Origin of the sequence: Mycolicibacter senuensis (assembly GCF_002101885.1) — a bacterium.
Lineage (GTDB): Bacteria > Actinomycetota > Actinomycetes > Mycobacteriales > Mycobacteriaceae > Mycobacterium > Mycobacterium senuense.
The window spans coordinates 33,893-49,022 of record NZ_LQPS01000001.1; the positions used below are offsets into that span (position 1 = coordinate 33,893).

The window sequence follows — 15,130 nt, forward strand, 5'->3', positions numbered from 1 at the left end:
CACGGCCGGGTGGCCCGATGACCCCTGCAGCTTAATCGTGGCGGCGTCGATACCGCGTCAGCCCCGGTCAGCAGTGCTCAACAGTCGTAGTACAGCGCGAACTCATAGGGGTGCGGGCGCAGGTTGATCGGGTTGATCTCGTGCTCCCGTTTGTAGCTGATCCACGTGTTGATGAGGTCGGGAGTGAACACCCCGCCCTCGGTGAGGTACTCGTGGTCGGCTTCCAGGTTGTCGATCACGTGGGACAACTGGGTCGGGGCCTGCGGGATGGCGGCCGCCTCGTCGGGCGGCAGCTCGTAGAGGTCCTTGTCGACCGGGTCGGGCGGCTCGATCTTGTTCTTGACGCCGTCGATGCCGGCCATCAGCATCGCCGCGAACGCCAGATACGGGTTGCCCGAGGAGTCCGGGCAGCGGAACTCCAGCCGCTTGGCCTTGGGGTTGGTGCCGGTGATCGGGATGCGCACACAGGCCGAGCGGTTGCGCTGGCTGTAGACCAGGTTGATCGGTGCCTCGTAGTGCGGCACCAGGCGCTTGTAGGAGTTGATGGTCGGGTTGGTGAATGCCAGCAGCGACGGGGAGTGGTGCAGGATGCCGCCGATGTAATGCCGGGCGGTGTCGGACAGCCCGGCGTAGCCGGCTTCGTCGTAGAACAGCGGTTCGCCGTCCTGCCAGACCGACTGGTGCACGTGCATGCCCGAGCCGTTGTCGCCGAACAGTGGTTTGGGCATGAAGGTGACCGTCTTGCCGTGCGCCCAGGCGGTGTTCTTGATGATGTATTTGAACAGCATCAGGTCGTCGGCGGCGTGCAGCAGCGTGTTGAACCGGTAGTTGATCTCGGTCTGGCCGCCGGTGCCTACCTCATGGTGACCGCGCTCCACCGCGAAACCGGCGTTGGTCAGGTTGGTCGCCATCGCGTCGCGCAGGTCGACGAACTGGTCGTTGGGCGCCACCGGGAAGTATCCGCCCTTGGGCCGAACCTTGTAGCCGAGGTTGGGGCTGCCGTCCGATTCGGTGGTCTTGCCGGTGTTCCACCACCCCGCGACCGAGTCCACCTGGTAGAACGAGCCGTTCATCTGCGAGTCGAAGCTCACCGAGTCGAAGATGTAGAACTCGGCTTCGGCGCCGAAATAGGCGGTGTCGGCGATGCCGGTGCTGGTCAGGTAGTTCTCCGCTTTGCGCGCGACGTTGCGCGGATCGCGGGAGTAGGGCTCACGGGTGAACGGGTCGTGGACGAAGAAGTTCAGGTTCAGCGTCTTGGCCGCCCGGAACGGGTCGATCCAGGCGGTGTCCACGTCGGGCAGCAGCAGCATGTCCGACTCGTGGATGGACTGGAAGCCCCGGATCGAGGAACCGTCGAAGGCCAGCCCGTCCTCGAAAACGCTCGCATCCAATGCCGAGGCAGGGATGGAGAAGTGTTGCATCACGCCGGGTAAATCACAGAACCGAACGTCGACGTACTCCACTGACTCATCGGTGAGCAGTTTGAAAATATCGACGTCCATATCCAGTCTCCTTTGCGCGCGAACAGCCAGACGATAGGCAGCCCACATTTCCTGGACATCATCCGAATATTGCGTACAGGTAACACAACTCTCACCGCGGGTCATTTGTCCAGCAGGTGGCACACGGCGCTGCTCGGGGTATATCGTGACGTTGCCTGTGAAGAATTTCAGGCGGACCGCCGTTCAATGTCGCACGGACCAATCCCCTCGATCGCTCGTCGATGCCACGACGAGTCGACGCCGGAAAGTGTGAAGGATCAGGTGGTGATGACACCCTCCCGGGCCGGGCTCTACAACCCCGCGTTCGAACACGACGCGTGCGGTGTGGCCATGGTCGTCGACATCCACGGCCGACGTAGCCGCGACATCGTCGACAAGGCGATCACCGCGCTGCTCAACCTCGAGCACCGCGGCGCCGCCGGAGCCGAACCGCACAGCGGCGACGGTGCCGGCATCCTGATCCAGGTTCCCGACCAGTTCCTGCGCGCGGTCACCGATTTCGACCTGCCGGCCGAAGGCGACTACGCCACCGGCATCGCTTTCCTGCCGCAGTCGGCCAAGGACGCGGCTGCCGCCTGCGCCGGCCTGGAGAAGATCGTCGAAGCCGAAGGGCTGCAGGTACTCGGCTGGCGCGACGTGCCGATCGACGACTCGTCGCTGGGCGCGCTGGCCCGCGACGCGATGCCCACCTTCCGCCAGCTGTTCATCGCCGGGGCCTCGGGCATGGACTTGGAGCGGCGCGCCTACGCGGTGCGCAAGCGCGCCGAGCACGAGTTGGGTAACAAGGGCCCCGGACAGGACGGCCCGGGCCGGGAAACCGTCTATTTCCCAAGCCTTTCCGGCCGGACCATGGTCTACAAGGGCATGTTGACCACGCCGCAGCTCAAGGCCTTCTATCCCGACCTGGCCGACGGGCGACTGCGCAGTGCGCTGGGGATCGTGCATTCCCGGTTCTCCACCAATACGTTCCCGTCGTGGCCGCTGGCGCACCCGTTCCGGCGCATCGCGCACAACGGCGAGATCAACACCGTCACCGGCAACGAGAACTGGATGCGGGCCCGGGAGGCGCTGATCCGGACCGAGGTCTTCGGCGCGGGGGGAGCGGAAAGCGCTGGGGGAGCCCAGAACAGCGCCACCAAGCTGTTCCCGATCTGTACTCCGGGCGCCTCCGACACCGCCCGGTTCGACGAAGTGCTCGAGTTGCTGCACCTGGGCGGCCGCAGCCTGCCGCACGCGGTGCTGATGATGATTCCGGAAGCCTGGGAACGGCACGAGAGCATGGACCCCGCCACCCGGGCCTTTTACGAGTACCACGATTCGCTCATGGAGCCCTGGGACGGCCCGGCCTCGATGACCTTCACCGACGGCACCCTGGTGGGTGCGGTGCTGGACCGCAACGGCCTGCGGCCGTCGAGGATCTGGGTCACCGACGACGGCCTGGTGGTGATGGCATCCGAGGCCGGAGTGCTCGACCTGGATCCGGCCACCGTGGTGCACCGGCAACGGCTGCAGCCCGGCCGGATGTTCCTGGTGGACACCGCCGCCGGACGGATCATCTCCGACCACGAGATCAAGGCGACGCTGGCGGCTGAGCGCCCGTACCAGCAGTGGATCGACGAGGCGCTGATCCGCATCGACGAACTGCCGCCCGGTGACGCACCCCGCATGGAGCACCACCGGGTGCTGTTGCGCCAGCAGGTGTTCGGCTACACCTACGAAGAACTCAACCTGCTGCTCGCGCCGATGGCCCGCTCCGGCGCCGAGCCGATCGGGTCGATGGGCACCGACACCCCGGTGGCGGTGCTCTCAGCCCGGCCCCGGTTGCTCTACGACTACTTCCAGCAGTTGTTCGCCCAGGTCACCAACCCGCCGTTGGACGCCATCCGCGAAGAGGTGGTCACCAGCCTGCAGGGCGCCCTCGGACCGGAGGGCGACCTGCTCAACACCGACGAGCCCACCTGGCGCCAGATCGTGCTGCCGCAGCCGATCCTGAGCAACCAGGACCTGGCGAAGTTGCTGAAACTGGATCCGGAGCAGCGGATCGGCACCCGCGGCCCGCACGGCCTGTCGGCGGCGGTGATCAACTGCCTGTATCCGGTGGCCGAGGGCGGGGCGGGGCTGCGCGCAGCGCTGCAACAGGTATGCGCCCGGGCGTCGGCGGCGATCGCCGACGGGGCCGCCTTCCTGGTGATCTCCGACCGCGAGTCCGACGAGACGATGGCGCCCATTCCCTCGCTGCTGGCCACCGCGGCGGTGCACCACCACCTGGTAGCCGAGCGCACCCGCACCAAGGTGGGCCTGGTGGTGGAGTCCGGAGACGCCCGCGAGGTACATCACATGGCCGCGTTGATCGGGTTCGGCGCCGCCGCCGTGAACCCGTACCTGGCGTTCGAGTCCGTCGAGGACATGCTCGACCGGGGGTTGATCGAAGGCTTGAACCAACCCCAAGACCGGGGCAAGGCGTTGACCAACTACGCGAAGGCCGCCGGCAAGGGCGTGCTGAAAGTCATGTCCAAGATGGGCATCTCCACGCGGGCCTCCTACACCGGTGCACAACTGTTCCAGCCCGTCGGCATCTCCCAGGACCTTCTCGACCAGTACTTCGTCGGCCTGTACTGCCCGATCGGCGGCATCACCCTCGACGACATCGCCGCCGACGTGGCTACCCGCCACGCGCTGGCCTACCTGGACCGTCCCGAGGAGCGCGCGCACCGCGAGTTGCCGGTCGGTGGGGAGTACCAGTGGCGCCGCGAGGGGGAGTACCACCTGTTCAACCCGGACACGGTGTTCAAGCTGCAGCACTCCACCCGCACCGGCCAGTACGAGGTCTTCAAGGAGTACACCGCGCTGGTCGACGATCAGAGTGAGCGGCTGGCCACGCTGCGGGGACTGCTGAAGTTCAGATCCGGGGACCGGCCGCCGGTCCCGATCGACGAGGTCGAGCCGGCCACCGAGATCGTCAAACGGTTTTCGACCGGGGCGATGAGTTACGGTTCGATCTCCGCCGAGGCGCACGAGACGCTGGCGATCGCGATGAACCGGATCGGCGGTCGGTCCAACAGTGGTGAGGGCGGTGAGCACTCCGGCCGTTTCACCCGCGACGCCAACGGGGACCTGCGCCGCAGTGCGATCAAGCAGGTCGCCTCCGGCCGGTTCGGTGTGACGAGCGACTATCTGGTCAACTGCACCGACCTGCAGATCAAGATCGCGCAAGGGGCCAAACCCGGTGAGGGCGGCCAGCTTCCGGGCAACAAGGTGTATCCGTGGATCGCCGAGGTTCGCCACGCCACCCCCGGTGTCGGGTTGATCTCGCCGCCACCGCACCACGACATCTACTCCATCGAAGACCTCAAGCAGCTGATCCACGACCTGAAGAACGCCAACCCGGATGCCCGCATCCACGTCAAGCTGGTCGCGGAGAACGGCGTCGGGACGGTGGCCGCCGGGGTGTCCAAGGCGCACGCCGACGTGGTGCTGATCTCCGGGCACGACGGCGGCACCGGGGCGGCACCGCTGACCTCGCTCAAGCATGCCGGGGCGCCGTGGGAGCTGGGCCTGGCCGAGACCCAACAGACCTTGCTGCTCAACGGTCTTCGCGACCGGATCGTGGTGCAGGTGGACGGGCAGCTCAAGACCGGTCGCGACGTGGTCATCGCCGCGCTGCTGGGCGCCGAGGAGTTCGGCTTCGCCACCGCGCCACTGGTGGTCTCGGGCTGCATCATGATGCGGGTCTGCCACCTCGACACCTGCCCGGTCGGGGTGGCCACCCAGAACCCGGTGCTGCGCGAGCGGTTCACCGGCCAGCCCGAGTTCGTCGAGAACTTCTTCTGGTTCATCGCCGAAGAGGTACGCGAATACCTTGCGGCGCTGGGTTTCCGCACCATCAATGAAGCGGTCGGGCAGGTGAACGCGCTGGACACCACGTTGGCGCGGGCGCACTGGAAGGCCCACAAGCTCGACCTGGGGCCGGTGCTGCACGAGCCGGAGTCGGCCTTCATGAACCAGGATCTGTACTGCAGCTCCGGCCAGGATCACGGGCTGGAGAAGGCGCTGGATCAGCAGTTGATCGTGATGAGCCGCGAGGCCCTCGACTCCGGCACCCCGGTCCGGTTCGCCAGCAGTATCTCCAACGTCAACCGGACCGTCGGCACCATGCTCGGGAACCAGGTCACCAAAGCCTATGGCGCCAAAGGCCTGCCCGACGACACCATCGACATCACCTTCACCGGATCGGCCGGCAACAGCTTCGGCGCGTTCCTGCCGCCCGGGATCACGCTGCGGGTCTTCGGTGACGCCAACGACTACGTCGGCAAGGGCCTCTCCGGTGGCCGGATCGTGGTCCGGCCGCCGAGCGACGCGCCGGGCGGTTACGTCGCCGAGGACAACATCATCGGCGGCAATGTGATCCTGTTCGGCGCCACCAGCGGTGAGGTCTTCCTGCGGGGCGTGGTCGGTGAGCGGTTCGCGGTCCGCAACTCCGGGGCCCACGCCGTGGTCGAGGGTGTCGGCGACCACGGCTGCGAATACATGACCGGCGGGAAGGTGGTGGTGCTGGGCAGCACCGGACGCAACTTCGCCGCCGGCATGTCCGGCGGGGTCGCCTACGTCTACGACCCCGATGCGCAACTGCCGGGCCGGCTCAACACAGAGATGGTGGAACTGGACGCCTTCGAGGACTTCGACGCAGACGACGTCAGCTGGCTTCGCGAGATCCTGACGGCCCACGCCGAGGCCACCGACTCCGCGCCCGCGCGGGCCATCCTGGCCGACTGGCCGAACCACCGTCGCCACTTCGTCAAGGTGATGCCGCGTGACTACCGAAGGGTGCTCACCGCGGTGGCCGAGGCGAAGGCGAGCGGCACCGATCCGAATGAGGCGATCATGGCGGCAGCACATGGCTGACCCGAGGGGATTTCTCACCCACACCCAGCGCATCCTGCCGTTGCGCCGGCCGGTCTCTGAGCGGCTGGACGACTGGAACGAGGTGTATCAGGAGTTCGCCGAGGACACGCTGCGCGAACAGGCGGGGCGCTGCATGGACTGCGGGGTTCCGTTCTGCCACACCGGGTGTCCGCTGGGCAACCTGATCCCGGAATGGAACGACCTGGTCCGCACCGGACGCTGGCGCGAGGCGTTCGACCGGCTGCACGCCACCAACAACTTCCCCGACTTCACCGGGCGGCTCTGCCCCGCGCCGTGTGAGCCGGCCTGCGTGCTGGGCATCAATCAGCCGCCCGTGACGATCAAGCAGGTCGAGTACGAGATCGTCGAGCGCGGCTTCAAGGAAGGCTGGGCGGAGCCGATCCGGCCGTCGAAGACGACCGGCAAGTCGGTGGCGGTGGTGGGCTCCGGGCCGGCCGGGCTGGCCGCCGCCCAGCAACTCACCCGGGCCGGGCACGCGGTGACGGTCTACGAGCGTGACGACCGCATCGGTGGCCTGCTGCGTTACGGCATACCGGAATTCAAGATGGAGAAGCGCATCGTCGACCGGCGGCTGGCTCAGATGGTCGCTGAGGGCACGGAGTTCCGGACCGGCGTGAACGTCGGCGTGGACGTCACGGCCGATCAACTGCGCAGTGATTTCGATGCCGTCGTGCTGGCCGGAGGGGCCACCGCGTGGCGCGACCTGCCGATCCCGGGCCGGAAACTCGACGGGATCCACCAGGCGATGGAGTACCTGCCGTGGGCGAATCGGGTGCAGGCCGGTGATCTGTCCGAGCCGCCGATCACCGCGCACGGCAAGAAGGTGGTCATCATCGGCGGTGGCGACACCGGCGCCGACTGCCTGGGCACCGTGCACCGCCAGGGCGGCACCTGCGTGCACCAGTTCGAGATCATGCCGAGGCCACCGGAGACCCGGGACGCTTCCACGCCGTGGCCGATGTACCCGCTGATCATGCGGACCTCGGCGGCGCACGAGGAGGGCGGCGACCGGGTGTTCTCGGTCAACACCGAGGAGTTCTTGGGCCGCGACGGTCATGTCACCGGGCTGCGGGCCCACGAGGTGCGCCGCCGCAACGGCGCGTTCGCAAAGGTGGACGGCACCGACTTCGAGTTGGAAGCCGACCTGGTGCTGCTGGCGATGGGGTTCGTCGGCCCGGAACGGTCGGCGTTGCTGACCGACCTGGGCGTGGAGTTCACCGAGCGCGGGAGCGTGGCACGCGACGCGGAGTTCGCTACCGGGGTGCCGGGGGTCTACGTCGCCGGGGACATGGGACGCGGCCAGTCGCTGATCGTCTGGGCGATCGCCGAGGGCCGTGCGGCCGCGGCCGGTGCGGACCGGTATCTGATGGGCAAGACCGCCTTGCCGGCCCCGATCAAGCCGACGATGGCGCCGATCCGGTAGGGCGGTGCCACCGGCGACGGCACGCTGATCTTCTGTCCCGTCAGAAACTCTCGTCCCGATTACAACAAAAGCAACACAATTCGGCGCGTCGCGTCTTGTTTGCCATGCGTCCGGTGTCTAATGGTCGGCAATGGGCGCCGCGTTAACCGCTGTGTTAACATGGTCCGCGTTATTCCAATCTGGTCCGAGCCGGGGCGGGGGTTCATCGCCGTGTACATCAACCCGATATATCGATACCGGATGGGCCGAATGGCCTGGTCATTGCTGCGCCATCCACGCAGGAGCCGGGAGTTCCCAGCCAAGCACGAGCGTCTCATCACCGCGGACGAACTGCTTCGCTACGCGACGTAGGTTTTTCGAGCTGCGCGGGGCGGTCGGCCCCGAAAAGTTTGCTGACTGCCCGCGCTACGCGTTCGGGCTCCACAGGCCCGAATCCCGGACCGCCTCGGCCAACGGTTCCAGCACCGCCGGGTCGTAGGGCACCGGCAGATAGACGATCGCCAGATCCAGACCTTCGGCGCCGAGTGCGGCGGCGTCGTCGATGACCTTGCGGCAGTCATGATCGGGGTCCAGGCGCAGGTGCGCCGACAGGGTGATCTCGGTCGGGTCGCGGCCGATGTCGGCGCAGTGGCCGGCCAACACCTCGCGCTTGCGGGCGAATTCGGCCGGCGTGCCGCCCACGAAGTTCCAGTGCTGGGCGTAACGCGCGGTGATCTTCAGGGTGCGCTTCTCGCCGCTGCCGCCGATACAGATCGGCGGGTGGGGACGTTGCGGACCCTTCGGCTCGTTGCGGGCCGCGGTGAGCTGGTAGTAGCGGCCCTGGAAGTCCGTCGTCTCCCTGCTCAACAGGCTGACCAGCACTTCGCAGGCCTCCTCGAAGCGATCGAAGCGCTCCCGGATGCTGCCCAACTCGATCCCGTAGGCGCCGGATTCCTCCTCGTTCCAGCCGGCGCCGATGCCCAGTTCCAGTCGGCCCCCGGAGATGATGTCCAGAGCCGCGGCCATGTTGGCCAACACCGCCGGATGGCGGTAATGGATCCCGGTGACGAGCGTGCCCAGTCGCAGCCGGGTGGTGGCCTGGGCCAGCGCCGTCAGCGTGGTCCAGCCCTCCAGGCATGGCCCGGTCGAGTCGCTGAAGATCGGATAGAAGTGGTCGAAGGTCCAGCCGGACTCGTAGACGTCGATGCCGTCCGCGGCCTGCCAGACGGCCAACATGTCGACCCAGGTGGTGTTCTGCGGCGAGGTCTTGAACGCGAATCGCATCTCATCGACGTTAGCGGCTGCTCGGGGGAACAAGCGCAGCGCCCGATAGGCTGGCCGATGTGGATGTGGTGACGCTGGGTATCGACACCAAGGTGACGCTGCTGGCGGCCGGGCTGATCTTCCTGCTGGCGCTGTTACTGGGGGTCTGGAAGTACCAACAGATCGTCACCTCGGAGAACCACCAGGCTCACATCTACGTCGACATCGCCCACCGGGCGGCGCTGCTGTACTCCTTCGCCACACTGCTGGTCGCGGTGTTCGTCGAACTCAGCGGCTGGCCCACCTGGGTGAACATGACCGCGTCGATGGTGATGGTGTACTTCTTCGTCACCGCGATCGCCAGCTACATGCTGCACGGCGCGTTGCGCGACACCAGCAATCAGTTCGAGAAGGCCGGCCCGCTGTTGAAGGTGGGAATGGTGCTGCTCATCATCGGTGAGATCGGCGGTTTCGCGGTGCTGCTGGCCGGATTCGGCGTCGGCGAGTTCTGACGGACGCCGCGGGCGGCTAGCTTGCTTCGCCGTAGATGCTGCTGACCCAGATGTGCGTCAGCGTGTCGACCACCCGATCGGGCTGGACCGACGGCTCCTCGGCGACCAGCGACGCCATCATGGTTCGCTCGTTCATCTGATTCAGCGACGTCGCCAGGTCCAGCACCGGGATGGTCTCCGGCGCCGCGCCGCGGTCCCGTTCGGCGCGGATCATCGCCGCGGTTTGCTCGATCCACTTGCCCATGAACCCATTCCACATCGCCCGGAACTCCGGGCTGGTGGCCAGCGCCTCGGTGCCGGCCCGGGCGATCGCGCGATGCGAGGTGAACGCGGTGAAGAACGCCTTGATGCCGCTGCGCCAGACCCGGCGCGGGTCGCTGGGGAGCCGCTGCACCGCCCCGACGAAGTTCTCGTCGGCGGCCGCGATCAGTGGCTCCAGCAACGAGAGCAGCACTGCGTCTTTGGATTTGAAATAGAAGTAGAACGTCGGACGCGAGATGCCGGCGCCTTTGGCCAGGTCGTCCACGGAGATCTCGGCGAGTGGGCGCTGCTCAAGCAGCCGTTCGGCCGTGCTCAGGATCGCCCGCTCCCGGTCGTCGCCGGATGGCCGGGTCGAACGGCGGCTGCGGGATCGCATCGAGCCAAGCGGGGTCACGAGCGATAGTCTACACTCCGTCGAGAAAATCGACACTATGTCGAGAGCTTGCGGCGGGCCGTCCGTTGACTACGCTAATCGCCCGTGTCCGAATACCTCGACGTCGCGGTCGTCGGCGCGGGGATCTCGGGGATCAGCGCGGCGTGGCATCTGCAGCGGCATTGCCCGGCGAAGAGCTACGCCATCCTGGAACGCCGCGCCGACCTGGGCGGCACCTGGGATCTGTTCCGCTACCCGGGAATCCGTTCGGACTCCGACATGTTCACCTTCGCCTTCCGGTTCAAACCGTGGACTGCCGACACCACCATCGCCGATGGTGCAACGATCAAGAACTACTTGCGGGAGGCCGTCGCCGAGAGCGGCATCGCAGAACGCATCCGCTATGGCCACCGGCTGGTGGCCGCCGACTGGAGCGAAGCCGACGCCGCGTGGCGGCTGACCATCGAGCGTGACGGCGAGACGATCGAGATGCGCTGCGGCTTCCTGATCGCCTGCAGCGGCTACTACGACTACGACGACGCCTACGCGCCGGAGTTCCCGGGCACCGAGAGCTTCAGCGGACCGATCATCCACCCGCAACACTGGCCGACGGAACTGGACTACGCCGGGAAGAAAATCGCCGTGATCGGCTCCGGCGCCACCGCGGTGACGCTGGTGCCGGCGCTGGTCGCCTCCGGGGCGGGCCACGTCACCATGGTCCAGCGGTCGCCGGGCTATATCGGGCTGCTGCGTTCGGTTGATCCGGTGGCACGCTGGGCGAACCGGCTGCTGCCGAGTCGGGTCGCCGCTGGGGCCAACCGTTGGGGCTACATCGTGGGCCAGGTCGGTGTCTACCAGGTGAGTCGGCGCTTCCCGAACTTCATGCGCAAGACGTTGATGGCGATGGCCCGGCGGCGCCTGCCCGCAGGGTTCGACGTCGCCAAGCATTTCGGCCCGAGCTATCAGCCGTGGGATCAACGGTTGTGTCTGGCTCCCGACGGCGACTTCTTCGCCGCGATCAGCGCCGGGCGCGCCAATGTTGTCACCGACGAGATCGAGACGTTCACCCCGTCCGGGATTCGGTTGGGTTCCGGCGAGGAGTTGCCGGCGGAGCTCATCGTCACCGCGACCGGGCTGAACCTGCGATTGTTCGGCGGTGCCGAGATCAGCCGCGACGGCAAACTGATCAGCCCGCGTGACACGGTTGCCTACCGGGGCATGATGCTCAGCGGCGTGCCCAACCTGGCCTTCACCGTCGGGTACAGCAACGCGTCGTGGACCTTGAAGGCCGACTTGGTGTCGGCGTCGGTCTGCCGGGTGCTCAACTACATGGACTCACAGGGTTTCGACACCGTCGTCCCGGGCGAACCCGACCCGCACGTGCAGGATCGTCCGCTGGTGGCGCAGATCTCCGGTTATGTACTGCGCGCGCTGAGCCAACTGCCGCGGGCCGGCTCGCACCGTCCGTGGCGACTGCACGACAACTATCTGCTGGACTCAGCACTGCTCAGGCACGCCAAAGTCGATGACGGGCATCTGCTGTTCACCCGATGCTCGTCTACGATTTCGGAATAATGTCTTAAATTACGGCATGAAGTATTTGGCGCCACGCTAGAAGCGTCCGGGGGGCGGGCAATCGCAGCGGAGCGGGACGTCATGTCGGAGAACTCCGCGGGATTCCAGCGCGTCATCGACTCGCCTGTGGCACGACCAGCAAAGCCACGCTCGCGCATGGGGTTTTCTTGGTTTCGGGTGCGCCTGGCAGGCTCCCGTCACCCGAGTGTTCCGGTGGTCGCCGCCCGTAGCGCGTGTCCGATCCCGGCCGGCTAGCCCTCGGTGGACCACGGGTCCGCCCGTTTCACCACCAACGGTTCACAATCGGGCACGGAGGGCTAAATCCAGGCACTTTCCGCCAAAAGTGGACATTCGATCCGGATGTGTTGTTGACTACAGGATGACTTAGGGTTTGATTAGCGGCGGCGCGTTCTTGTGTGGCGCTTTCACAGCTGGAGAGGGGCTTTTTGTGTCGGAACGTAATCGCGGTGGGGGGCCCCAGCGGCGTCGTCGGGTGGTTGGTGCGGCGACGGCGGTGGGGGCGTTTTTGGCGTTCGGGATGACACCGTTGGCCGCAGCTCCGGCGCAGGCTGACTTTGACTGGTTGGACCCGTTCGCGTGGTTCGACACGGCCGGGATTGACACGGTGGCTGAGGTGCCCGGGGCGGCCGACTTTACGTTCGCTGACTGGGGTGGCTTGTTCATGGGCGAGCCGGGGGCGTGGCTGGCCTTCGATGAACAGGTCTACATGGCGATCTATGACCCGATGTCGGCAATGATCGGCAACTCGGCCAATGACTGGTGGCTGGATCCGCTGAACGAGATGTTCGCCACGAGTGACTCCTGTGGCGTGCTGTGCAACGGCGCGGACGCCTACCTCGACGGCGACGGTGACCTGGTCGCGGCCCAAGACGGCGGCTTGTGGTTCGGTGACGGCGGCAATGGCATCGATGGTTCTGATGGTGGCGCGGCCGGCTTCTTCGGCAATGGCGGCGCCGGCGCCGATGCGGCTGCTGGATCGATCATCACGATCGAGGGAATCAACTACGCGGGCACCGGTGGTGACGGTGGGGCCGGTGGTACCTGGATGGGTTACGGCGGCACCGGTGGTAACGGCGGGGCCGCGTTCGTCGACGGCGACGGCGACGTGGTGCTGGCCGGGACCGGTGGTAACGGTGGCGACGGCATGGGCCTGATGGGCATCGGCAACGGCGGTGACGGCGGTGTCGGTGGCGCCGGCCTGGACGCGACCGATGGCTACGCGGCTACCGCCGGTGGTCTGGGTGGCAACGGCGGTAACGCCGGGCCGCACACCGGTAACGGTGGTAACGGTGGCGCCGGCGGCATCGGTGGTCAGGGCCTGCAGGGTGTTACCGACGCCAACGGCAACGGTACGGCCGGCAGCGAGGGTGCTGCCGGCGGCAACGGCGGCGTCGGCGGTGGCGGCGGCGAGGTCTTCGGCAACGGCGGCAACGGTGGTGCCGGTGGTCAGGGCGGCAAGGGTGGCACCGGCGGTACCGGCGCCGACGGCGTCGACGGCGACTGGGCAGTGAACAACGGCAACGGGACCGACGGTGGCAACGGCGGTGCCGGCGGAGACGGTGGCGTCGGTGGTAACGGCGGTGCTGCCGGTACGGCGCACCACGAGGGCAGCGGCGCCGACGGCGCCGGGGGTGTCGGCGGCAACGGCGGTGCCGGTGGCGACGTCGGCCTCGGTGGTGACGGTGGCAACGGTGCGGCCGGTACTGCGGCCAACCCCAACGGCGGCGACGCCGGCAACGGTGGCGACCCCGGTGACACCGCGGGCCTGGGCGGCGCGGGCGGCCAGGGCCACGACGGCAGCGCGGACGGCCAGGCCGGTGCCGACGGCACCATCACTCCGATCGTCTCGGGTAACGGTGGCGTCGGTGGCGCCGGCTACAACGCGGCGGCTGACGCCGGCGCGGCAGCTGGTACCAGCGGCGGCAATGGCGGCGCGGGCGGCAACGGCGGCAAGTGGGGCGACGGCGGCAACGGCGGCTCCGGTGGTAGCGGTGTCCAGGGTGCGGCCGGTGACTTCGCCGGCGGCGGCAGCGGCAACGGCACCACCGGCGGTAACGGTGGTGACGCAGGCAACGGCGGTGACTCCGGTGAGCTGGCGGCCAACACCGCCGGTAACGCGGGTGCGGCCGGCAACGGCGCCGACGGCGGTGCCGGTGCGGACGCGACCGTGGCGGGTGCCAACGGCGGTAACGGCGGTGCCGGTGGTGATGCCGGTAACGGTGGTGCCGGCGGTTCGTCGGCCAACGGCACCGCGGGCACCGACAGCGACGGTGGCGTGGCCGGTGACGGCGCCATCGGCGGTAACGGCGCGGCCGGCACCGACGGTGTGGGCACCCCCGTCTACAACAGCCCAGCGGGCAACGGCACGGTCGGCGGCAACGGCGGTACTGGTGGTGCCGGCGGGGCCGGCGGCGCGGGCGGCGGCACCACCGGTGTCGGCACCGACGGTGGCAGCGGCGGGACCGGCGGCAACGGCGGGGCCGGCGGTAACGGTGGCTACACCTACCACGGCAACGACCAGGGGCTTCCGCAAGGCCACAACATCGGTGTCGGCGCCCAGGGTGGTGACGGCGGCGACGGCGGCGACGGCGGCGCGGCCGGCGCCGGCACGGCCCAGGGAGCCGGCGGCAACGTCGGCAACGGTGGCGACGGTGGTAACGGTGGCACCGGTGGCAGCGGGGGCGATCTCGCGGACCTGGCCTACGTCGACACAGTCGGGAACGCCAACCTCGGTGTTCCGGCTGATGTGACCGGCGCCGGCGGCGATGGCGGCGAAGGTGGCGACGGGTTCGTCGCCGGGAACGGTGGCACCGGCGGTAACGGTGGCAGCGACGACTTCGCGGCCGGCTCCAACGGCGGCCAGGGCGGTGCCGGCGGTGACGGCGGTACCGGTGTCGGCGCCGGCAGCACCGGTGGTGACGGTGGTGCCGGCGGTAACGGCGGCGACGGCAGCGACATCCGCTGGGGCTACCCTGGCCCGGGCACGCCTCCGGCGTCGATCGGCATCAGCAACAGCGCTTCGGGCCCGGTTGACGGCGTGTCCGGCGGTGACGGCGGTAACGGCGGCAATGGCGGCGTCGGCGACGCGGCCAACGGCACCGGCGGTGACGGCGGAGTCGGCGGCACCGTGGTCACGCCGGACCTGCCCACCGGGCCGGGATCCATCAACCCCGACGGTACGCCGAACGATGAGATCAACGGTGGCGCCGGCGCCACCGGCGGTACCGGTGCCACCGACGGGTCCAACGGCACGCCCGGCACCACGCCGTAATAAGGCAGTACATCAGTCGGGAAAGCC

General features: G+C 68.0%; 8 protein-coding genes. 5 read left to right on the forward strand and 3 right to left on the reverse strand.

The window, feature by feature from the left end:
* Nucleotides 1-77 precede the first annotated feature (77 nt).
* Nucleotides 78-1,502 (reverse strand): type I glutamate--ammonia ligase, encoded by a 1,425-nt coding sequence (gene glnA, locus AWC24_RS00155; protein WP_109560259.1) that lies wholly within the window; start codon nt 1,500-1,502, stop codon nt 78-80.
* A gap of 267 nt (nt 1,503-1,769) precedes the next feature.
* Here glnA and gltB point away from each other — a divergent pair, with 267 nt between their 5' ends.
* Both gltB and gltD read left to right on the forward strand, forming a co-directional pair.
* Nucleotides 1,770-6,404: a glutamate synthase large subunit gene (gene gltB, locus AWC24_RS00160; RefSeq protein WP_085081527.1), complete on the forward strand. Its 4,635-nt coding sequence runs from the start codon at nt 1,770-1,772 to the stop codon at nt 6,402-6,404.
* Nucleotides 6,397-7,848 carry a glutamate synthase subunit beta gene (gene gltD, locus AWC24_RS00165; RefSeq protein WP_085081500.1) on the forward strand — a complete coding sequence of 484 codons (1,452 nt, stop codon included), beginning with the start codon at nt 6,397-6,399 and terminating at the stop codon, nt 7,846-7,848. Before gltB ends, gltD begins: the two co-directional genes overlap by 8 nt.
* 405 nt (nt 7,849-8,253) lie before the next feature.
* Here the strand turns inward: gltD and AWC24_RS00175 are convergent, their stop codons facing one another.
* Entirely contained in the window at nt 8,254-9,111 is an 858-nt protein-coding gene (locus AWC24_RS00175) for an LLM class F420-dependent oxidoreductase (RefSeq protein ID WP_085081502.1), read from the reverse strand.
* 68 nt (nt 9,112-9,179) lie between these two features.
* On the opposite strand from AWC24_RS00175, the gene AWC24_RS00180 reads away from it, so the two are divergent.
* Nucleotides 9,180-9,602 (forward strand): hypothetical protein, encoded by a 423-nt coding sequence (locus AWC24_RS00180; RefSeq protein WP_085081528.1) that lies wholly within the window; start codon nt 9,180-9,182, stop codon nt 9,600-9,602.
* Nucleotides 9,603-9,618: 16 nt separating this feature from the next.
* Here AWC24_RS00180 and AWC24_RS00185 read toward each other — a convergent pair whose 3' ends face one another.
* A complete protein-coding gene (locus AWC24_RS00185; RefSeq protein WP_174813684.1) occupies nt 9,619-10,239 on the reverse strand; it encodes a TetR/AcrR family transcriptional regulator in 621 nt (206 codons plus the stop codon).
* 102 nt (nt 10,240-10,341) lie between these two features.
* Between AWC24_RS00185 and AWC24_RS00190 the strand changes: the two genes are divergently transcribed.
* The gene (locus tag AWC24_RS00190) at nt 10,342-11,811 is read left to right on the forward strand and encodes a flavin-containing monooxygenase (protein WP_085081504.1); all 1,470 of its coding nucleotides are present in this window, start codon (nt 10,342-10,344) and stop codon (nt 11,809-11,811) included.
* A 625-nt stretch (nt 11,812-12,436) separates the two neighbouring features.
* Nucleotides 12,437-15,103 (forward strand): hypothetical protein, encoded by a 2,667-nt coding sequence (locus AWC24_RS23225; protein WP_163705463.1) that lies wholly within the window; start codon nt 12,437-12,439, stop codon nt 15,101-15,103.
* The last annotated feature ends 27 nt before the right edge of the window (nt 15,104-15,130 follow it).